General features: G+C 64.8%; 17 protein-coding genes. 4 read left to right on the top strand and 13 right to left on the bottom strand.

All coding sequences use genetic code 11. The annotated features are described in order from the left end of the window. Positions 1-9: 9 nt before the first annotated feature. Entirely contained in the window at positions 10-186 is a 177-nt protein-coding gene (locus J1C52_RS00545) for a hypothetical protein (RefSeq protein WP_227425965.1), read from the bottom strand. Positions 187-438: 252 nt separating this feature from the next. On the opposite strand from J1C52_RS00545, the gene J1C52_RS00540 reads away from it, so the two are divergent. Both J1C52_RS00540 and J1C52_RS00535 read left to right on the top strand, forming a co-directional pair. Beyond that, on the top strand, positions 439-2,064 hold the full coding sequence (locus tag J1C52_RS00540) for an AMP-binding protein (RefSeq protein ID WP_227425964.1): 1,626 nt from the start codon (positions 439-441) through the stop codon (positions 2,062-2,064). A 67-nt stretch (positions 2,065-2,131) separates the two neighbouring features. Continuing rightward, positions 2,132-3,166 carry a hypothetical protein gene (locus J1C52_RS00535; protein ID WP_227425963.1) on the top strand — a complete coding sequence of 345 codons (1,035 nt, stop codon included), beginning with the start codon at positions 2,132-2,134 and terminating at the stop codon, positions 3,164-3,166. 53 nt (positions 3,167-3,219) lie between these two features. On the opposite strand, the gene J1C52_RS00530 is transcribed toward J1C52_RS00535, so the two are convergent. Next, complete coding sequence (locus J1C52_RS00530; RefSeq protein ID WP_227425962.1) at positions 3,220-3,957, bottom strand: alpha/beta fold hydrolase; 738 nt, start codon at positions 3,955-3,957, stop codon at positions 3,220-3,222. After that, positions 3,950-5,245 (bottom strand): MFS transporter, encoded by a 1,296-nt coding sequence (locus tag J1C52_RS00525; protein ID WP_227425961.1) that lies wholly within the window; start codon positions 5,243-5,245, stop codon positions 3,950-3,952. The genes J1C52_RS00530 and J1C52_RS00525 overlap by 8 nt, the downstream gene beginning before the upstream one ends. Before the next feature lie 119 nt (positions 5,246-5,364). Here J1C52_RS00525 and thrS point away from each other — a divergent pair, with 119 nt between their 5' ends. Further along, positions 5,365-7,311: a threonine--tRNA ligase gene (gene thrS, locus J1C52_RS00520; RefSeq protein WP_227425960.1), complete on the top strand. Its 1,947-nt coding sequence runs from the start codon at positions 5,365-5,367 to the stop codon at positions 7,309-7,311. Positions 7,312-7,496: 185 nt separating this feature from the next. Here the strand turns inward: thrS and J1C52_RS00515 are convergent, their stop codons facing one another. The 9 genes from J1C52_RS00515 to J1C52_RS00475 form a co-directional block, all read right to left on the bottom strand. After that, the gene (locus J1C52_RS00515; protein WP_227425959.1) at positions 7,497-8,426 is read right to left on the bottom strand and encodes an AEC family transporter; all 930 of its coding nucleotides are present in this window, start codon (positions 8,424-8,426) and stop codon (positions 7,497-7,499) included. A 1-nt stretch (position 8,427) separates the two neighbouring features. Then, the gene (locus J1C52_RS00510) at positions 8,428-9,225 is read right to left on the bottom strand and encodes an MBL fold metallo-hydrolase (RefSeq protein ID WP_227425958.1); all 798 of its coding nucleotides are present in this window, start codon (positions 9,223-9,225) and stop codon (positions 8,428-8,430) included. Next, positions 9,225-10,013, bottom strand: a complete 789-nt coding sequence (locus J1C52_RS00505; RefSeq protein WP_227425957.1) for a TatD family hydrolase — start codon at positions 10,011-10,013, stop codon at positions 9,225-9,227. Before J1C52_RS00505 ends, J1C52_RS00510 begins: the two co-directional genes overlap by 1 nt. After that, complete coding sequence (locus J1C52_RS00500; protein WP_227425956.1) at positions 10,010-11,113, bottom strand: DNA polymerase III subunit delta'; 1,104 nt, start codon at positions 11,111-11,113, stop codon at positions 10,010-10,012. The genes J1C52_RS00505 and J1C52_RS00500 overlap by 4 nt, the downstream gene beginning before the upstream one ends. After that, positions 11,110-11,736, bottom strand: coding sequence for a dTMP kinase (gene tmk / locus J1C52_RS00495; RefSeq protein WP_227425955.1), 627 nt, complete (start codon positions 11,734-11,736; stop codon positions 11,110-11,112). The genes J1C52_RS00500 and tmk overlap by 4 nt, the downstream gene beginning before the upstream one ends. Positions 11,737-11,738: 2 nt before the next feature. Next, positions 11,739-12,914 carry a D-alanyl-D-alanine carboxypeptidase family protein gene (locus J1C52_RS00490; protein ID WP_227425954.1) on the bottom strand — a complete coding sequence of 392 codons (1,176 nt, stop codon included), beginning with the start codon at positions 12,912-12,914 and terminating at the stop codon, positions 11,739-11,741. Positions 12,915-12,924: 10 nt separating this feature from the next. Continuing rightward, a complete protein-coding gene (locus tag J1C52_RS00485) occupies positions 12,925-13,950 on the bottom strand; it encodes an SPOR domain-containing protein (RefSeq protein WP_370633214.1) in 1,026 nt (341 codons plus the stop codon). A 154-nt stretch (positions 13,951-14,104) separates the two neighbouring features. Continuing rightward, positions 14,105-15,772, bottom strand: coding sequence for an NAD+ synthase (locus J1C52_RS00480; protein WP_227425953.1), 1,668 nt, complete (start codon positions 15,770-15,772; stop codon positions 14,105-14,107). A gap of 74 nt (positions 15,773-15,846) precedes the next feature. Beyond that, positions 15,847-16,395 (bottom strand): hypothetical protein, encoded by a 549-nt coding sequence (locus J1C52_RS00475; RefSeq protein ID WP_227425952.1) that lies wholly within the window; start codon positions 16,393-16,395, stop codon positions 15,847-15,849. Positions 16,396-16,503: 108 nt separating this feature from the next. Here J1C52_RS00475 and J1C52_RS00470 point away from each other — a divergent pair, with 108 nt between their 5' ends. Continuing rightward, positions 16,504-17,922: an MORN repeat-containing protein gene (locus J1C52_RS00470; protein ID WP_227425951.1), complete on the top strand. Its 1,419-nt coding sequence runs from the start codon at positions 16,504-16,506 to the stop codon at positions 17,920-17,922. A gap of 132 nt (positions 17,923-18,054) precedes the next feature. Here the strand turns inward: J1C52_RS00470 and J1C52_RS00465 are convergent, their stop codons facing one another. Next, positions 18,055-18,948 carry a hypothetical protein gene (locus J1C52_RS00465; protein WP_227425950.1) on the bottom strand — a complete coding sequence of 298 codons (894 nt, stop codon included), beginning with the start codon at positions 18,946-18,948 and terminating at the stop codon, positions 18,055-18,057. Positions 18,949-19,028: the final 80 nt, after the last annotated feature.

Genomic DNA, 19,028 nt, shown 5'->3' with positions numbered 1-19,028 from the left:
GTGCGGTCATCATGCCAGCGTCACCTTCGTGATTGCGTGATAAGCGTAACGGACAGGCGCGCGGGAGGCGGGCGCATCATGGGGGGGCGCTTGGGCCAGAATGGTGTCGGGCCACAGGGCATCGCGATCATGGGTCGTGCAATACGGCGCACGGAAACTGGTAACCGGGTCAAGTGAGTGGAACATGGCACACCTCGCTCTTCGGTTGTTGCCTGTTTGGGCTGTTATGGCGCTACGTTAAGTTGTGTTAACGGTCGAAAACGGGGACAAACTGGGGTTTTTTCAAGAATTGTCGTCTTTGTTGCGCCACAATGCCGGGGGATTGGTCGCAGCCTCTTGCAAATTTGCATCCGGGTTGCTTAGTCATGCGCAACAATATTGCGCAAATCGGCCCGTGGCCGGGCGGGCAGGCGCGCATCGCACAATCAGGAGGGGTGTATGGGCTGGTTGAAGGACGAAACGGGGCTGGAGAAATGCGCGGCGAATTTCACGGCGCTGACGCCGCTGTCGCATCTGCGCCGCGCCGCCGACCTGTTCGCAGAGCGTGACGCCATCGTTTATGGCACCGAACGGCAGAGCTATGCCGCGTATCACGCGCGCGTGTCGCGGCTTGCGTCCGGCTTGGCCGCGATGGGGGTTGTGCCGGGCGACGTGGTCGCGACGCTCTTGCCCAACGTGCCCGCCCATGCCGAAGCGCATTTCGGCGTGCCCGCCTGCGGCGCAATCCTGAACGCCATCAACACAAGGCTGGATGTGGATACGGTGCAGTATATCCTTAGCCATGGCGAGGCGAAGGTGCTGCTGGTGGACAGCGCGCTGGTCGATCTGGCCGAAGCTGCCTGTGTCGGGCTTGCCACCCCGCCCAAACTGATCGAAGTGCCCGACGCCCAAGCCGGGCTGGCCGCCAGCGGCAAGCACCCGACCTATGACGACCTTCTGGCGCAGGGCGATGCGGGGTTCGACTGGATCATGCCCGCCGATGAATGGGAAAGCATCGCGCTGAACTACACCTCCGGCACGACCGGGCGGCCCAAGGGCGTGGTCTACCATCATCGCGGCGCGTATCTGTCCACGCTGTCGCAGCCGATCTCTTGGCAGATGACGCTGTTCCCCCGCTACCTGACCATCGTGCCCATGTTCCATTGCAACGCATGGTGCCATCCGTGGATGCTGCCGGCGCTGGGCGGGGCGATGATCTGCCTGCGTGATATTACCGCCGCCGGCGTCTATGACGCGATCAGCGGCGAAGGGGTCACGCATCTGGCGGGCGCGCCGATCGTGTTGCAGACGATCATCAACGCCAAGGACCATGAGCGCAAACCCTTCGATCATATCGTGCGGGTGTTCACGGCAGGCGCACCGCCGCCCGCCGCGACCTTGGCCGCTATCGAACCCTTGGGATTCGACGTCACGCAGGTTTACGGCCTGACCGAAACCTACGGGCCCGACACCGAATGCCTGTGGCATGACGGGTTCGACCATCTGACAGGCGACGACCGGGCAGAGGTCAAGGCTCGCACCGGCGTCGCCATGCCGTTCATGGACGGCGTCACGGTCATGGACCCCGCCAGCATGACCCCGGTCGCCCGTGATGCCGCCAGCCTGGGCGAGGTCATGCATCGCGGCAATGGCGTGATGAAGGGCTATTACAAGAACCCAGAGGCGACCGCCGAGGCGTTCAAGGGCGGTTGGTTCCATTCCGGCGACATCGCCTATCTGCATCCCGATGGCTATATCAAGATCGCCGACCGCTCGAAGGACATCATCATCTCGGGCGGCGAGAATGTCTCGTCCGTCGAGGTGGAAGGCGTGCTTATGAAGCACCCAGCCGTATCGCTGGCCGCCGTGGTCGCCAAACCCGACGAGAAATGGGGCGAGGTGCCTTGTGCCTGCATCGAGCTGAAAGAGGGGCAAGAGGTGTCCGAGGCCGACCTGATCGCCTTTTGCCGCGAACGTCTGGCGGGCTTCAAGACGCCCAAGCGCGTGATTGTGCTGGAATTGCCCAAAACCTCGACTGGCAAGATCCAGAAATTCGAGCTGCGCGCACAGGTGCGTGATTTGTAGGCATCTGGTCAAGTCGCACGCGCTGGGATAGGCAAGAGGCGTATCGCTCAGGCAGGCATAGGGCGCCATGACCGCGCTGGACAAATATCGCAAACTGGAAGGGATCGGCCTTTGGTCGGCGCGGGTCGAGGACCAGCGCCGCGAGGTGGTGGTCAATTTCGGCGATGCGACGCTGGTGATCTCTGACAGCCGCAGTATGCAAGTGTTGTCGCATTGGTCGCTGCCCGCCGTGCGCAGGCACAACCCGCGTGAGCGCCCCGCGCTTTACAGCCCCGAAGGTGATGCGGGTGAAGTGCTTGAACTGGATGACGACTGGCTGATCGACGCGCTGGACGAGGTGCAGGCGGCGCTTGCCCCGCCACGGCGCTGGCGCGACCGGCTGGGGCGCAAGGGCTATGCGGGGCTGGCCTTGATCGTGCTGGTGGGGGTGGCGATGGTCTTTCCGCCGGCGCTGGAGCGGCATACCGCGACAGTCCTGCCATGGACCACCCGCCACGACATCGGCAAACGGCTGGCCGACGATCTGCTGGGCCAGGGCGCTCAGGTCTGCAACACCCAGCAGGGCCGCGCCGCGCTGGATGCGCTTCACCGGCAAGTGCTGGGCCAACCCGCCGATGTGCGTGTCATGCAAGGCACGCCCGCGGCGCGCGTCACCGGCTTTCCCGGCGGGGTTTACGTGATCGACGCGCGGTTGCTGGATGCCGCCGAGAGCGCCGACGCCATCGCGGGCGCGCTGCTGCTGGCAGAGGCGCGCCAGCGCATGGGCGACCCGGTGCGCCCGGTGCTGGACTATATTGGCACGTTTAAGACTTTGGGCCTGCTGACCTCTGGCACGGTGCCCAGTGATGCGCTGGCGGGCTATGCGGCTGCGCATGTCACTGACGCCGCGCCCCTGCCGGATCTGGCCCCGCTGCTCGCGCGGTTCGAGGCGCTGGGCCTGTCGTCGCGCGCGCTGGCTGACAATCCAGAACCGCTTGACCCCGACATCGGCCCGATCCTACCCGAGCTGCGCGCGGGCGATCCCATGGCAGGCGAAGCACCCAGCCGCGCGCTGCTAAGCGACGGGCAATGGGTCAGCTTGCAGAATATCTGCGCGTTCTAGGGTAATTTCTGCGAAAGTGCCTGTCAGACTTGCCCTTTTCGAACAAACGCGCCCTAGCCGCTGACCTCAACAATCGCCCGCGCGATCAGGTCCAGACAGCGCGGCGATGAAAAGCGGTGGTCTTCATCCTTGACCAGTTCCAGCCGCATATCGGGACAGTCTGCGTGTTCCATCAGCCGCAGGGGCACGCTGGTCGCCACGGCGTCGTCGCGCGTGCCTTGCAACAGCCGCACCGGGAAGGGCAGGGGTAGGGGCGCGCGCAGGACAAGCTGATGCTTGCCATCCTCGAACAGGCGACGGGTCAGGGTGTAGGGCGCGTCGTAATCGTTGGGCAGGGTGGTCTGGCCCTTGTCCATGATCTCGGCGCGCTGGGTGTCGCTCAGGCCCGGCCACATGCTGTCCTCGGTAAAATCGGGCGCGGCGGCGATGCCCACCAGCGCGTGCACCCGTTCCGGCATGGTGCGCGCCAGCAATAGCGCGATCCAGCCGCCCATGGACGACCCCACCAGCACTTGCGGCCCCTCTGTCAGCGCGCTCAGCACCGCCCGCGCATCCGCCGCCCAATCGCCGATGCAGCCATCGGTGAACCCGCCGGAACTCTGCCCGTGTCCCGAATAATCGAAGCGCAGGAACGCGCGGCCCTGCGCGCGTGCCCAGTCCTCCAGCCAGACGGCCTTGGTGCCGGACATGTCAGACATGAACCCGCCAAGGAACACGATGCCGGGGCCGCGCCCGTCTGTCTTGTGATAGGCCAGTGTGCGGCCCGTGTCGGTGGTCAGATACTCAGCCATCGCCCAATTCCTTCAATCCATAGGCAACCCACGCGCCGCCCAGTGCCATCAGCGCGAACAGCGCCAGCGTCAGCGCCGCGCCCCCCATGGCGGCCAAGGCACCGAACAGGCCGCTTGCCAGCAAGATCACCCCGATCACGGTATTCGCGATCGCGGTATAGATGGCGCGGCGCTCGGGCGGGGCCATGTCGACGATATAGGTCGACCGCCCCAGCCGCACGCCCTGATGCGCCACCATCAACCCGAACAGCGCCAGCGGCATGGCCCAGACTGTGCCCGCCAAGCCAAGGGCCACGAATAGCAGCGCCAGCGCCATGGACGCCGCGCCACTCAGGCCCGTCAGCACCAGCACCATGCGCGAGGACCGGTCCGCCAGCCGCCCCCAGACATAGCTGGATGCCAGCCCCGCAAGCGCCGAGGCCAGCACGAGCGCGCCCAAGCCTTGCAGCGCGTCATTGCCCGATGCCAGCACCACGAACCATGGCGGCGCGAGCGCGGTTGCGGTCAGCAAGCCCCGCGCCACGATGAACCGCGCAAGGCCCGCATCTTCGCGCAGGTAGCGCAGGTTGGCGAAAGCGGCTGATGCGCCATTGCCGCCGCCGCTGGTCTCGCCCGCTTCCTCGCGCAGACCGGCAAAGACCACGCCAGCCAGAAACCACGCCAGCGCCGCCGCGATCAGCGCGCCTGTGACGATGGCAAAGCGCGCCTCTGCCAGAAAGATCAGCGCCAGCGCGAAGGTTAGCGCGACGCCCGCCGCCCAAGTGCCCGCCAGCCCCGTGACCGTGCCGCGCTGGCCCTTGGCGACGGTTTTGCCCAGCACATCCTTGTAGGCCACCGATGCGACAGAGCGTGACACCGCCAGCACCGCCAGCCCCAGCAGGATCAGCCCGCCCGCCAGCGCGCCTTGCGCGGTCAGCGCGGCCAGCGCGATCATACCCGCGCCAAGGGCTTGGCCCATTGCCGCCCCCGCCCATGCCCATTTGCGCCGCGCCATGGCCCGAATGCGCGCGGCGGTAAACAGTTGCGGCAACAGCGCCCCCGCTTCGCGGATCGGCACCAGAAAGCCGATGAAGGCGGCGGGCGCGCCCAGATGCGTCATCAGCCAAGACAGCACCAGCTTTGGATCGACCAGCCCATCGGCGGATTTGTTCAGCCCCAAGGCCAGCGCGTGGCGCAAGAAGCTGTCGGGCTGCGCGTGGCAGGCGGCCTCTGAGATGTCGCGGCAGACGCGGCCGTCATCCTCTGACGACAGCATGTCATAGGCGCGTTGCACGGCGGGTCGGGTCATTTGCTCTCCTTCATGTTGCGCGCAGCTTGACTTTCCCCGCGCCCAAGGTCAAACCCTGCGCCGACATATATACCCGCAACCGGGCGTTCCGTGGGCGCCAAACAGACGAGGATCGGCTTATGGCCCAGATTTCCCTGACATTTCCCGATGGCAATGCGCGCAGCTTCGATGCAGGCGTGACGGCGGCAGAGGTCGCGGCCAGCATTTCGACCTCGCTTGGGAAAAAGGCCATTTCCGCCACGGTGAACGGTGCGCATTACGACCTGCAATGGCCGATCATGCAAGATGCCAGCATCGCCATTCACACCATGCAGGATGACGCGCAGGCGCTGGAACTGATCCGCCACGATCTGGCGCATATCATGGCGCGCGCGGTGCAGGAAATCTGGCCGGATGTGAAAGTGACCATCGGGCCGGTGCGCGACAAGGGCTGGTTCTACGATTTCGACCGCGCCGAACCCTTCGTGCCCGAAGACTTGGCCCAGATCGAAGAGCGGATGCGCGCGATCATCAACGCGCGCGAACCCGTCCGCACCGAAGTCTGGGACCGCGCCCGCGCGATCCAGCATTACAAGGACGCAGGCGAGCCGTTCAAGGTGGAACTGATCGACCGCATCCCCGAGGGCGAAGACCTGCGTATGTATTGGCATGGCAACTGGCAAGACCTGTGCCGGGGTCCGCATTTGCAGAACACCGGGCAGGTTCCGGGTGACGCGTTCAAGCTGATGAGCATCGCGGGCGCCTATTGGCTGGGCGATGCCTCGCGCCCGATGTTGCAGCGCATCTATGGCGTGGCCTTCAAGACCCGCGCCGATCTGAAAGCGCATCTGACCATGCTGGAAGAAGCGGCCAAGCGCGACCACCGCCGTCTGGGCCGCGAGATGGACCTGTTCCACATGCAGGAAGAAGCGCCGGGGCAGATCTTCTGGCACGCGAATGGCTGGAGCATTTATACCACGTTGCAAGACTACATGCGCCGCCAGCAGCGCCGGGGCGGCTATGTCGAGGTGAACACCCCGCAGGTCGTGAACCGCAAGCTGTGGGAAGCGTCAGGGCACTGGGACAATTACCAGGAAAACATGTTCATCGTCGAAGTGGACGAGGACCATGCCCGCGAAAAGACCGTCAACGCGCTGAAACCCATGAACTGCCCTTGCCATGTGCAGATTTTCAACGTGGGCCTGAAAAGCTATCGCGATCTGCCCCTGCGCATGGCCGAGTTTGGCTCGTGCAACCGCTATGAGCCTTCGGGCGCGCTGCATGGCATCATGCGGGTGCGCGGTTTCACCCAAGATGATGCGCATATCTTCTGCACCGATGCGCAGATCGAAGGGGAAACCAAGAAATTCATCGAGTTCCTGGCGGAGATCTATGCCCATCTGGGCTTCGAGGACTGGACGATCAAATTGTCCACCCGGCCCGAAAAGCGCATCGGGTCCGATGAAAGCTGGGACCGGGTCGAGGCGGCGCTGGGCGCGGCCTGTGAAGCGGCGGGCTATTCCTATGAAATTCAGGAAGGCGAGGGCGCGTTCTATGGCCCCAAGCTGGAATTCACGCTTACCGATGCAATCGGCCGCGAATGGCAATGTGGCACGCTTCAGGTGGACCCGAACCTGCCCGAACGTCTGGATGCCAGCTATATCGGGCAGGATGGCGAAAAGCACCGTCCCGTCATGCTGCACCGTGCGGTTCTGGGGTCGTTCGAGCGCTTCATCGGTATCCTGATCGAGAATTTCGCGGGCAAGCTGCCCCTGTGGCTTGCGCCGCGTCAGGTCGTGGTCGCGTCCATCGTATCGGATGCGGATGACTATTGCCGCGAAGTGGTGGCGGCGCTGCAAGCGGCTGGGCTGCGGGCCGAGCTGGACCTGCGCAACGAAAAGATAAACTACAAGGTCCGCGAACACTCGCTTGGCAAGGTGCCGGTCATTCTGGCCGTGGGCGCGCGCGAGGTCGAAGAGCGCACGGTTTCTGTCCGCCGTTTGGGCGATACGCGCACGCAAACGCAAGCGCTGGATGCGCTGGTCGCAGAACTGGTGTCAGAGGGCACGCCGCCGGATTTACGGTAAACATCACCATCTTGCCCGGGGTTAACAGGCGCGTCAGCGCCCCCCGGGCAGCGGCGGGCCGCCCCAGAGGCCTGCCGCTTTGGCCGCCCAATGCGCATCGCATCAAGGTCATTCGGATCTGGCTGCCATAAACCGCGCAGAACCACCGTCAGACGCGGCAGACCGCGGCCCGCCGCGGCCCTTCGTCACGGCAAGACCTGCAACCACAGCCAGCCTGTCAGCATGACCAGCGCAGTCCCGATCAGCGCCGAGGATGCCGCGACCCGTTTCGCGCGGCCATACATGTTTGCGAAGACGTAGACATTCACGCCCGGTGCCATGGCCGCTGTCACCACGGCAGAGCGCAGCGCCTCTGTCGACAGCCCGAAGGCCTTGGCCAGCCCGAAGGTGATCGCCGGGTGCACCACCAGCGACAAGGCGACGACATAGGCAATCGTGCGCAGATCGCCCTCTGGCCGGTAGCGATAAAGAACCCCCCCAAGCGAAAACAGGGCCGCCGGCAAGGCCGCGCGGACCATCATGTCCAGCGCGTCATCCATCACGCCGGGCAAGGGCAGCCCGGTCAGGTTCACGGCAAAGCCAAGCGCGATGGCGATGACCAGCGCGTTATGGAACATGGCGTTGAACACCCGGCGCGCGGTGTCGCGCAGACGACCGCCGCGATTGCGCATCATCTCCATCGTGGTGATGCCGATAGCGTAGCAAATCGGCGAATGCAGCGCGATGATCGCGTAATTCGCCGCCAGCGCATCGGGGCCATAGGCGCGCTCTGTGATCGGCAGGCCCAAAAGCACCGTGTTGGAAAACAGCGCGACAAAGCCGATGGCGACGCAGTCTTCCCAGTCGCGCTTGAAGAAAACCCGCGCGCCCGCGAAACCAAGCGCGAAACTGGCCACCGCGCCCGCGTAGAAGCTGACGAGCAAGCGCCAGTCGAATTCCTGCCCCAGATCCAGCCGCGAAATGGCGACAAACAGCAAGCAGGGAATGGCGAAGGTTTGGGTAAACCAGACCACGCCCTCGACCTGTGCGTCGGAAATCAGGTTGCGCCAGCGCGCGACATAGCCAAAGCCGATGACCAGAAAGACCGGCAAGATGACATCGGCCAAGGCTTGCATGTCACAAGTCCAAGGTCAGGGTCATCCCGTCATGGGCGGGGGTGACGTGGTCAGGGGTTTCCGCCGCAACCGTCGCATAATCGAGGTCCAGATGCATGTTGGTCAGCACGGCGCGGGCAGGTTCGGCACGCGCGATCCAGTCCAGTGTCATCTCCAGATGGGCGTGGGTGGGGTGGGGGCTGCGGCGCAGCGCGTCCACGATCCAGACCTCCAACCCCTTTAGCAGGGGCCAGCTTTCGTCGTAAATGCCCACGACATCGGGGCAATAGGCAAGCCCGCCCACGCGAAAGCCAAGCGCGTCGATGCCGCCATGGTTCAGCCGGATCGGGTGCAGCGTCAGCGGCCCGCCCGGCCCATCAATTGTGACAGGCCCGTCAATCGTGTTCATCGACAGGATCGGCGGGTAGGCCGAGTTCGGCGGCTGGATAAAGGCATAGCCAAAGCGCGACAGAAGCGAGTCCTGCGTCGGGCCGTCGGCCCAGACTTGAAGCTTGTCACGCATGTTGAACACGATCTGGCGCAGGTCATCCAGCCCGTGCACATGGTCGGCATGGGCATGGGTGTAGACCACGCCATCCAGCCGCCCGACACCTGCATCCAGAAGCTGGTCGCGCATGTCGGGGCCGGTGTCGATCAGCACTTGCGTGACCCCGTCCGGCCCGATGCGTTCCAGCAGAAGCGAGCAGCGGCGGCGGCGGTTGCGCGGGTTTGCAGGGTCGCATTCGCCCCAATGCCCACCCAGACGCGGCACCCCGCCGGATGACCCGCAACCCAGAATGGTGGCGCGCAATTCCGCCATCAGGCCACCGCCTTCCAGAACAGGCGGTCGAAATTGGCGCTGGTCTGGGCGGCGAATTCGGCCTCGGTTATCCCGAACACTTCGGCCCCGACACGCGCGGTATGGGCGGTATAGGCCGGTTCATTGCGTTTGCCCCTATGCGGCGGCGGGGCCAGATAGGGCGCGTCGGTTTCCACCAGAATACGGTCCACGGGCGCGCTTGCGAAAATCTCGCGCAACTCGGTGCTGCGCGGAAAGGCGGCGATGCCGGACATGGACAGGTAGAAGCCAAGATCGAGCGCGGTTTGCGCCAGTGCCGCGCTGCTGGAGAAGCAATGCATCACGCAGGAATAAGCGCCCTTGGCGTGCTCTTCGCTCAAGATACGCGCCATATCTTCATCCGCGTCGCGTGCATGGATAATGAGCGGCACCCGGGTCTGGCGCGCGGCCTCTATATGGATGCGCAGGGACTGCGCCTGCATCTCGGCGCTCTCGGCGGTGTAGTGGTAGTCCAGCCCCGTCTCGCCAATGCCGACCATCTTGGGGTGTTGGGCAATTGCGACCAGCTCTTCGACCGTGACCATGGGTTCCTTCGCCACGCTCATCGGGTGGGTGCCCGCTGCGAAAAACACGCTGTCATGCGCCTCTGCGATGGCCTGCACCTTTGGCAGGGCCGACAGCCGCGTGCAGATCGTGACCATGCGCGCAACCCCCGCAGCATGGGCGCGGGCGATCACATCCTCATGCTCACCATCGAAATCGGGGAAATCGAGGTGGCAATGGCTGTCGACAAGCTGCGGCGGGGTCATGCTTTTTGTCCCAGTAGCGGGGCCAGGCCCTCTTCGGTCTTGAGAACCATATCCAGCACCAGCGCCGCAGGGTCAAGGTTGACCGCGCGCCCGTGGCGGGCGCGGGCGGAAAGAGCGGGGGCAAGCTCTGCCAATGCCTGCGCGGCAGGCGCATGGGGGGCGATGCGGGCGAGGGTCGCAGCCTCGCCCGCCACGGCCTCTGGCCCCGGTCCCATGACACCGGCCCGCGCCGCGCGGGCCATGAACAGGTCGAACAGGCGCAGGAACAGCGCGAAGCGAACCTCGTTGCCCTTGCCCGCCATCGACTCGGCCAGACGCAGCGCGCGGGCGCGGTCCATGCGCGGCAGGGTGGCGAAAAGCGCGACAAGGTCGGCATATATCTCGGCCCCGCCGCCAAGCGCCAGTTCCACCGCCTGGCCCACCGACCCGCCCGACAGTTCCGCCAGCGTGGCCGCGTCCCCCTCGACCCCGGCCTGGGCGAGGGCGCTTGCGAAATCGTCCGGGCCAAGCGCCGAAAGCCGCAAATCCCGACAGCGCGAGCGGATTGTCGGCAACAGCCGCGAGGGCTGGTGCGCGACCAAGAGAAGCGTGGCATTGGCGGGCGGCTCTTCCAGTGCCTTCAGCAGGGCATTGGCGGCATTGGTGTTCATCTCGTCGGCGGCATCGACAATGACCACACGTTGCCCGCCATCGGCGGCGGACAGGCCGAAAAACGTGTGCAGGCGGCGCATCACATCGACCGTGATGTCGCGGCGCAGGTTGCCCTTGTCATCCACGCCCCGGCGGATCACCAGCAGCCCGCCATCCGCGCCTGCGCGTAACCGGCGCACGGTGGGGTGGTCTTCGGGCACATCGAGCGTATCGGGCGGGCCGAACATGTTACCCCCGTCGCCCGCCAGCAGGAACCGCGCGATGCGCCACGCGAGCGTGGCCTTGCCCACGCCCATCGGCCCGCTAAGCAGCCACGCATGGTGCATCCGGCCCGACCCGAAGGCTTGCAGGAACGCGGCCTCTGCGGCCTGTTGGCCATATAGAACGGGCGTCGCGCAAGGATGCGGCGCGCCCTCGCGTTGGTCGGGAAGGTCGGGCGCGTCACTCATGGCAGATGTGCCTTCACGCGCGCGGCCACGTCGCCCGCGATCACCTCGGGCGGGCGCGCGCCGTCGATCACCTGCACACGGTCCGGGTATTCCTGCGCGAGCGCCAGAAACCCCGCGCGCAAGTCTTCCTGAAAGCCAAGGCCCAATTCCTCGAACCGGTCCTCGCCCGAGCGCCGCGCAAGCCCGCGTTCAAGGGCTGCGCGCGCGTCCATGTCGATGACGAAGGTCAGGTCAGGTTCCAGCCCGATGACCAGATCGTGCAACCGGTCGACCAGCGGGCGCAGGCTGGCACGCGCCACGCCCTGATAGACGCGGGTTGAATCGGCGAAACGGTCGGTGACGACCACGGCCCCACGGTCCAGCGCGGGCTGGATGGTGCGTTCCAGATGGTCGCGTCGGGCGGCGTTGAACAAAAGGATTTCGGTTTCGGCTGACCAACGCGCGGGGTCGCCCTCGACCAGCAGGCGGCGAATGGCTTCGGCCCCCGGCGCGCCGCCCGGCTCGCGGGTGGCCACCACGTCGCGACCTTCTGCCGCCAAGCCCTCGGCCAGCAACCGCGCCTGGGTGGATTTGCCGCTTCCGTCGATGCCTTCGAAGCTGATGAACAGGCCGCGCGCGCGCATTCTCAGTTCAGCGCCGTTTCTGACCCGCCCCGCGCCAATGCGATCAGGCGCAAGGCGGCGGCCTGTGCGCGCACCATGAAGCCGCCTTCGGCCACATCGGCCCCGGCCACCAGATCGAAGCTGAGGCTGTCCATGTCCGGCAAGTCGACCACCAGTTTGCCCAGCACATCGCCCTTGGCGATGGGCGCGGGCAGGGGGCTGTCATATTCCACGCGTGCCGACAATGTGTCGGCCCCGATGGCAGGCACCAGCGCGCGGGCCTCTTCGGCCACGGTCAGCGGCACGCTTGGTGCCGCGCCCAGCCACACCGGGGCGTCGGCCAGAACCGTGTCGGGCGTGGCCACCGTCACTTCGGCAAACTGGCGAAACGCCCAGTTGATGATCGATTCCGCTTCCTGCACGCGTTCGGCGGCGCTGTTCAGCCCGCCATAGGCAAAGACAATGCGCCGGTCGCCCTGCTTGGCAGAGCCGGTCAGCGAATAGCCCGCATCCGACGTATAGCCGGTTTTCATACCGTCCAGCCCGATGCCTGCATCCAAAAGCGGCACGCGGTTGTCCTGTTCGATCCCGTTCCAGGTAAAGCTGCGTTCGCTGAAATAGTGATAGAATTCAGGATGTTCACGCAGCATGTAGGTGGCAAGCGTGACAAGGTCGCGCTTTGACATCAGGTGGTTCGGATCGGGCCAGCCAGAGGCGTTCATGATCGTGGTATTCGTCATGCCGATTTCGCGCGCGCGCTGCGTGGCCATGCGGGCATAGGCGTCTTCGGTGCCTGCCAGCCCTTCGGCCACGACGACGGCGGCGTCATTGCCCGACAGGATCGCGATGCCGCGGATCAGCTCTTCCGCCGTAGGCCGGTCGCGCAGTTCCAGAAACATACGAGAGCCGCCCATCTGGTAAGCGCGTTGCGATACCGAAAACGGCGTGTCCAATGCGACGCGGCCCTCCTTGATCGCCTCGAACAGCATTTCCAGCGTCATCAGCTTGGACATGGACGCAGGCGGAAGCGCCTGATCGGCATTCTTGTTCAGCAGCACCGTGCCCGTGCCCAGATCTACCACATAGGCCGAGGTGGCCCGCGTCATGAACCCGCCCGGCCCGTCTTGTGCCAAGGCACCGGACCCGATGGAAAGGGTGGCGGTGGCGGCAAGAGCGAATGCGGCAAGATGACGGAACATGAAACCTCCTTCAGCGGCGAACGGCATAGGCATCGGCAAAGCCAAGGCGGCGCACCTGGGCCAAGATCTCGCGGCGCTGCGCTTCTGTCGCGGCAGGGCCGACGACCACGCGCCAGAAGCTGTTGCCTTGGGTGCTGCCGGGTTTGACGGCGGCGCTTAGCCCGGCATTGCGCATGGTGCGGGCGGCGTTGTTTGCGTTGCTCTCGACACTGAAAATGCCGATCTGCACGAAGGGCCGATCCAGCGTGCTGGCCGGTGCCGGGGCAGAGGCCGCGCCGGACGACAACGGTGTCGGCATGGGCAGCGGCGCGGTCGTGTCGGGGGCGGCTTGCGCGGCCCCTTCCAGCGGGGCGGTGGCGTCAAGCGGCGCGCCGGTGCTCTCGGCCTCGGCGCGGTTGCTGCGCCCGAAGAGCCGCGAGAAGAAGCCGCCGCGCTTGGGCTCTTCGGCCTCTGGCATGGCGATCAGGGTGTCGTCGCCCGCGTCTGCGGGGGTGTTGACCTCGGCTTGCGGTGTCGGTGCCGGCGCTGCCGGTTGCTCTGCCGCAGGCGCGACCGCCGCAACCTCTGTTTCAACGGCTTCGGCCTGTGGCTCTGGTTCGGCAACAGGCTCTGGCGCGGTCTGGATTTCTTCGGTGCGCAGCGCCACGACTTCAAGGTTCGTGGGCGCGCCCGCCAGCATTCCAACCGCATCCGCCGCTTCGGCAGAGACCTGGAACCGTGGCCCCGGATTCATCCGCTCGCGCTTGAACAGCGCGCCGATGGTTTCCTGCCCGCTGTCGCGGTTGCGGATGATGACACGCTCGGGCGCATCCACGTCGGGATGGGCCACCCAGACCCCGCCAAGCGAGGGGCGGCCATCCCACAAACCCTGATCGCGCTTGGAAAAGACGTCAGGCGCTTCGACATCGCGCTCGATCACCTCGCCCGCGCGGGGGCTGCCGGTGGGGGCGGATTGCGTGCCGCCGGTGCCGTCCATACAGGCCGACAGCCCCAGACACAGGACAAGCGAAAAACCGACTACTCTGGACCGTGACATGCTGCCTCTCTCTCGCATCGGCGGACCACTCTGCCGGTGGCCTTGGCGGCGATCTGTGCGTTTTCGCGATTTATACGCCAAATCGCGGGCAAGAACAGCCCTGCAAGCCCCGATAAACCGTCTTGTGATTCATTTGGGCAATAGCCCGCGCGTTCTAGTCTTGCGCCGAGCGGTCGCGCCAGCGATTGACCATCGGATAGCGCCGGTCCAACCAGAAGGCGCGCAGGCTGAGGCGGGGGCCGGGCGCGGACTGGAACCGCTTCCATTCGGCGATATGGACCAGATGCGCGATCCGCTCGACCGTGTCGCGGGCAAAGCCGCGCGCGACCAGATCGGCCACCGACAGATCGTGATCGACCAGCCCTTCCAGAATGGGGTCCAGCACGTCGTAGGGCGGCAGGCTGTCATCGTCGCGCTGGTCGGCGCGCAGCTCTGCCGAGGGTGGCTTGTCGATGATCGCGGGCACGACCACCTCGCCCGCAGGGGCCTTCATCCACGGCGCATGGTTGGCATTGCGCCAGCGGCAAATGTCGAAGACGCGGGTTTTATACAGGTCTTTGATGGGGTTATAGCCGCCATTCATGTCGCCATAGATGGTTGCATAGCCGACCGCGACCTCGGATTTGTTGCCAGTGGTCAACAGCATCGCGCCGGTCTTGTTGGAAATCGCCATCAGGATCGTGCCGCGCAGCCGCGATTGCAGGTTTTCCTCGGTCACATCCTCTGGCAGGCCAGCAAACAGGGGGGCAAGCGCGTCGGTCATGGCGCGGCGCGGCCCCTCGATGCTGACCTCGTCCAGTTTGCAGCCAAGACGGCGGGCTTGATCTGCAGCATCCGACAAGCTGCCGGGCGAGGTGTATTCGGACGGCAGCATCACGCAATGCACGTTGTCGGGGCCAAGCGTGTCGGCGGCGATGGTGGCCACAAGTGCTGAATCGATCCCCCCCGACAGCCCCAGCACCACTTTCGAGAAGCCGGATTTGCGCAGGTAATCGCCAAGGCCCAGGCACATGGTGCGGTAGTCTTGCGCCAAGGCGTCCGGCAAGATTTCTCGCGGGCCGGCCCCTGCGCGCCAGCCCTCGGCCCCGCGCGTGAAATCGACAGTGACGACCGCTTCTTCATGCGCGGGCAGTTGCACCGCCAGCTTGCCACCGGGGTTCAGCACGAAGCTTGCGCCGTCGAACACCTGATCGTCCTGCCCGCCGACAAGGTTCAGGTAAACCAGCGGCAGGTCATTCTCGACCACGCGGGCGACCATATGGGTCATGCGGGTGTCGAACCGCCCCCGCGCATAGGGAGAGCCATTGGGCACCAGCAGCAACTCTGCCCCGGATTCGGCCTGCGCTTCGGCCACATCCTCGTGCCACGCATCCTCGCAGATGGGCGTGCCGATGCGCAGCGGCCCGGCCACGAAGGGGCCGGAAATGTCGCCAGAGGTGAAAATGCGTTTCTCGTCAAACACATGTTCATTCGGCAGATGGTGCTTTCGGATCACGGCGCGCAGGCTGCCGCCGTCCAAGACCGCCCAGCAATTATAGATCGCGCCGCCCTCTGCCATCGGCAGGCCGATGCCCATCATCGGGCCATCGGCGCAATCGCGCGCCAAGTGGTCGAGCACGGTGCGCAGATCGGCCAGAAAGGCGGGGCGCTGCACAAGGTCTTGGGTCTGGTAGCCCGACAGGAACATCTCTGGCAGGGCCACCATATCGGCGCCCTCGGCCTTGGCCTGCGCCCACGCGGCACGCGCCTTGGCGGCATTGCCCGACAGGTCGCCCAAGGTCGGGTTCAACTGGGCAAGGGTCAGGCGAAAGCGGTCGGACATGCGGTAAAGGCCTTGGTGATGGGCACAACGCCCTCACATATCACGCTGACCGGGCAAGGGAAGGGGCTGGCGGCTTATGTGCCGCCCGCTTCCAGATAGAGCGTTTCCATCTGTGCCACCGTCATGGACCCTTCGGCGGCGGTCAGACCATTTGCCTCGAGCGCGGTCTGGTTCAACTGGCGGCGGTCCATCCAACGGGCGGCCTCGTCCAGGTTGCCGCTTTCCAGCGTGGCCAGAAAACTGTCGGACATGCTTTGCGAATTGGCCACCAACTGCTCTGGCGTGCGCGACATGTAGACGGCCAGCATGTCCTGTTGCTGCGCTTCGGTCAGCCGGTAGAAACTGTAGGCCGCCGCGCCGGCAACGCCTGCTGCGGTCATCGACACGTTGATTTCGCTGCCCAGATCGACCACGCCGGTTTGCACAAGGCCGACCGAGCTTAGCCCAAGGGTCAGGGTCGTGGCGCTGAGCACCACCCAGTCGACCGTCACGGCACCACTTTCGTCGTGCCATGCGGCACAAAGTTGTTTCAGGCTGGGCTTCATCTGCGTGTCATCCCATGTATCAGGTCGCCTGTCCTCGGCGCAGGCCATGGCGCTGCGATGGCAAAATCTTGACCGCACTGTGACCAATCCACGTGAAACGGGGCAATCGCGGCCCGGTGCTTCCCCCTTGCGCGGTCCAGCCCCCCCGACTAGGCTTGCGTGAAAAGATCAGGGGGTATCTGCGTCATGGCTTCCAGCACTGCCTTTGCGCGCGCGCTTGCCGCGGCGTTCGTCTTGTCTGCGCCGATGGTCGCGCCCGTCGCGGCCCAGACCGACGGCGTCTTGACCCGCCAGTATGAGGATGGCGGCATCTACGAGGGCGAGTTCCGCGATGGGCTGCAACACGGCCAGGGCACTTACCGCCTGCCCAACGGGTTCGAATATACCGGCGAATGGGTCGAGGGGCAGATCACCGGCCAAGGCGTGGCGCGTTACCCGTCTGGCGCGGTCTATGAAGGCGCGTTCATCGCGGGCCGCCCCGAGGGGCAGGGCAAGATGACCTTCGCCGACGGCTCGACATATGAGGGCGATTGGTCCGAGGGCGCGATCACCGGCCAGGGCCGCCGTGTCTTTGCCAATGGCGCGGTCTATGAAGGTGCCTTCGTCAATGGCGAACCGCAGGGCGAAGGCACGCTCGTGCGCGAGGATGGCTATGCCTATACCGGCACATGGGTCGCGGGCGTGCGCGAAGGGCAGGGCCGCATCACCTATCCCGATGGCGCGGTCTACGAGGGCCAGATGCAGGCCGATCTGCGCCACGGCACGGGCAGCCTGACCCGACCGGACGGAGTGCGCTATGAAGGCGGCTGGCAAAACGGCGCGCTGCATGGCCAAGGCGTGCTGACGCAGGCCAATGGCGATGTCTACACCGGCGGGTTCGAAAACGGCCTGCGGCAGGGGGCGGCCACGGTTCAGCAGGCCGACGGGTTGGTGTTCGAAGGCCAGTTCGTGAATGACCAGCGCGAAGGGCCGGGCAAGCTGACCGGGCCGGATGGCTACATGTATGAAGGCACATGGGTCGCGGGCCAGATCGCGGGCGAGGGGCGGCTGGTGCAGCCCGACGGGTCGGAATATGTCGGCCAGTTCCGCGCGGGCCTGCCCGATGGCCAAGGCCTCATCACCTATGCCGATGGCGCGACCTATGAAGGCGGCTGGCTGGACGGGCAGTTCCACGGACAGGGCCGCGCGACCTTCGCCGATGGCGCGACCTACGAGGGCGAGCATGTGCAGGGCTTGGCCGAAGGGCAGGGCACCATGAGTTTTGCCGATGGGCGCAGCTACACGGGCGCGTTCCAAGGCGGTGAATTGCACGGGCAGGGGGTGATGACCTACCCAGACGGATCGGTCTACACGGGCCAATTCGTCGAAGGGCTGCGCGACGGGCCGGGGCGGATAGAGCTGGCGGACGGCTTCGTCTATGAAGGCGAGTGGCTTGCGGGCGAGATCACCGGCACCGGCGTGGCAACTTACGCCACAGGCGATGTGTATGAAGGCGAATTCCTGAACGGCCAGCGCAACGGCGCGGGCGTGCTTCGCTATGCCACCGGCGAAGTGCTGTCGGGCGACTGGGAAAACGGGGTGATGACTGTGCGGGACGGGGAGTGATCCCGCCGCGCTTCGTGATGGCCGCGCCGGGTAGTGGGGCGGTCACACTAGGAGCGGCTTGGGTCTGCTTTGCGGACTTTTCTGCCGTATAGGGTTGCCCACATAATCTCCGCTCTGGCTATCTGTGACGGCCTAGTCTTCCCCTTCTTGGGAGACAAATTCCTCGACACGACTACGGAACGAACTCGAAAAGAACTTAAATGTTTCTTCGCTGATTGCCTTGAACTCAGCACTGATGATCTCTCGCCCATCCACAATCCTCGACACTCGCGGCTTTTCTAAGCGCGGGAGCGTTACGCCAAGCATGGTTTGGCAGTCTTCCGCTGTGTTGTTTCGGGCGACCTCGAAGAACTCTTGCGTCTCGAAGTTGAGGCTAAGCTGATTGGTTCGGCACGCGCTGTTGTTCAACGGAACGGCATCGATGAGTTGCCCTTCCCATTGTGTGATCCGATATATCTCGTTCGCGATTTCGCCAACGTAGTAGGACTGCACCCAAGAGTTTGCGTCAGGCAGCTTCAGTGCGATTTGGCGATATGTACACGTGCCTTCGCTGCGACTACATTCAATATCGACGTGATTGATCGGATAGGCGATCTTTTCGTCGATGATCTCAACCGTGCCCTTCACGAAAGCCCAGTTTTCGGTCATCGTTCCACCGAAGTCGAACGGGAAAAAACTGACACTGGTCATGTTCACGCGCGAAGCGCGGTATCCGAGCAAATGAATCTGCCACACGGTCAGCTCGCCCGTTGGTGCCTCGCCCAAATCCGCCTGAAAGGATCGCTTTGCGCCGTCGTAATCAGCAAATCCGTCATACATCAGCGAGTTCAAGTTGGCCTGCATGACGAGATCGCCCGCAGGCGATGCCGCGAGATTGGCAGCGCCGCTGAACATTATCGGGACTGAACTGCGCCGTTCGTCCTCGGATAATGCGAGAAGCTGTGCGGGCAGATAATCGCGATACTTTGTGACAGCATCCTCATCGGCGCGCCCGACGCCTGCGAACAAAATAAAAAACAATAACATGAGTCTAATCATGCGACAATCTGGCATGTCTATGACAATGCCGTCAATGCTGGTTATTGGACCTAAGGCAAGGCGCCATT

Origin of the sequence: Roseibaca sp. Y0-43 (genome assembly GCF_020667835.1) — a bacterium.
Lineage (GTDB): Bacteria > Pseudomonadota > Alphaproteobacteria > Rhodobacterales > Rhodobacteraceae > Roseinatronobacter.
The sequence above is the reverse complement of the archived record's forward strand: the minus strand, read 5'-3'. Positions and strand labels throughout refer to the sequence as shown.

What these genes read in the sequence shown, in the direction of transcription:
- J1C52_RS00545 (WP_227425965.1), bottom strand. Translation starts at nt 186, where the DNA reads ATGTTCCACTCACTTGACCCGGTTACCAGTTTCCGTGCGCCGTATTGC.
- J1C52_RS00540 (WP_227425964.1), top strand. Translation starts at nt 439, where the DNA reads ATGGGCTGGTTGAAGGACGAAACGGGGCTGGAGAAATGCGCGGCGAAT.
- J1C52_RS00535 (WP_227425963.1), top strand. Translation starts at nt 2,132, where the DNA reads ATGACCGCGCTGGACAAATATCGCAAACTGGAAGGGATCGGCCTTTGG.
- J1C52_RS00530 (WP_227425962.1), bottom strand. Translation starts at nt 3,957, where the DNA reads ATGGCTGAGTATCTGACCACCGACACGGGCCGCACACTGGCCTATCAC.
- J1C52_RS00525 (WP_227425961.1), bottom strand. Translation starts at nt 5,245, where the DNA reads ATGACCCGACCCGCCGTGCAACGCGCCTATGACATGCTGTCGTCAGAG.
- thrS (WP_227425960.1), top strand. Translation starts at nt 5,365, where the DNA reads ATGGCCCAGATTTCCCTGACATTTCCCGATGGCAATGCGCGCAGCTTC.
- J1C52_RS00515 (WP_227425959.1), bottom strand. Translation starts at nt 8,426, where the DNA reads ATGCAAGCCTTGGCCGATGTCATCTTGCCGGTCTTTCTGGTCATCGGC.
- J1C52_RS00510 (WP_227425958.1), bottom strand. Translation starts at nt 9,225, where the DNA reads ATGGCGGAATTGCGCGCCACCATTCTGGGTTGCGGGTCATCCGGCGGG.
- J1C52_RS00505 (WP_227425957.1), bottom strand. Translation starts at nt 10,013, where the DNA reads ATGACCCCGCCGCAGCTTGTCGACAGCCATTGCCACCTCGATTTCCCC.
- J1C52_RS00500 (WP_227425956.1), bottom strand. Translation starts at nt 11,113, where the DNA reads ATGAGTGACGCGCCCGACCTTCCCGACCAACGCGAGGGCGCGCCGCAT.
- tmk (WP_227425955.1), bottom strand. Translation starts at nt 11,736, where the DNA reads ATGCGCGCGCGCGGCCTGTTCATCAGCTTCGAAGGCATCGACGGAAGC.
- J1C52_RS00490 (WP_227425954.1), bottom strand. Translation starts at nt 12,914, where the DNA reads ATGTTCCGTCATCTTGCCGCATTCGCTCTTGCCGCCACCGCCACCCTT.
- J1C52_RS00485 (WP_370633214.1), bottom strand. Translation starts at nt 13,950, where the DNA reads ATGTCACGGTCCAGAGTAGTCGGTTTTTCGCTTGTCCTGTGTCTGGGG.
- J1C52_RS00480 (WP_227425953.1), bottom strand. Translation starts at nt 15,772, where the DNA reads ATGTCCGACCGCTTTCGCCTGACCCTTGCCCAGTTGAACCCGACCTTG.
- J1C52_RS00470 (WP_227425951.1), top strand. Translation starts at nt 16,504, where the DNA reads ATGGCTTCCAGCACTGCCTTTGCGCGCGCGCTTGCCGCGGCGTTCGTC.
- J1C52_RS00465 (WP_227425950.1), bottom strand. Translation starts at nt 18,948, where the DNA reads ATGTTATTGTTTTTTATTTTGTTCGCAGGCGTCGGGCGCGCCGATGAG.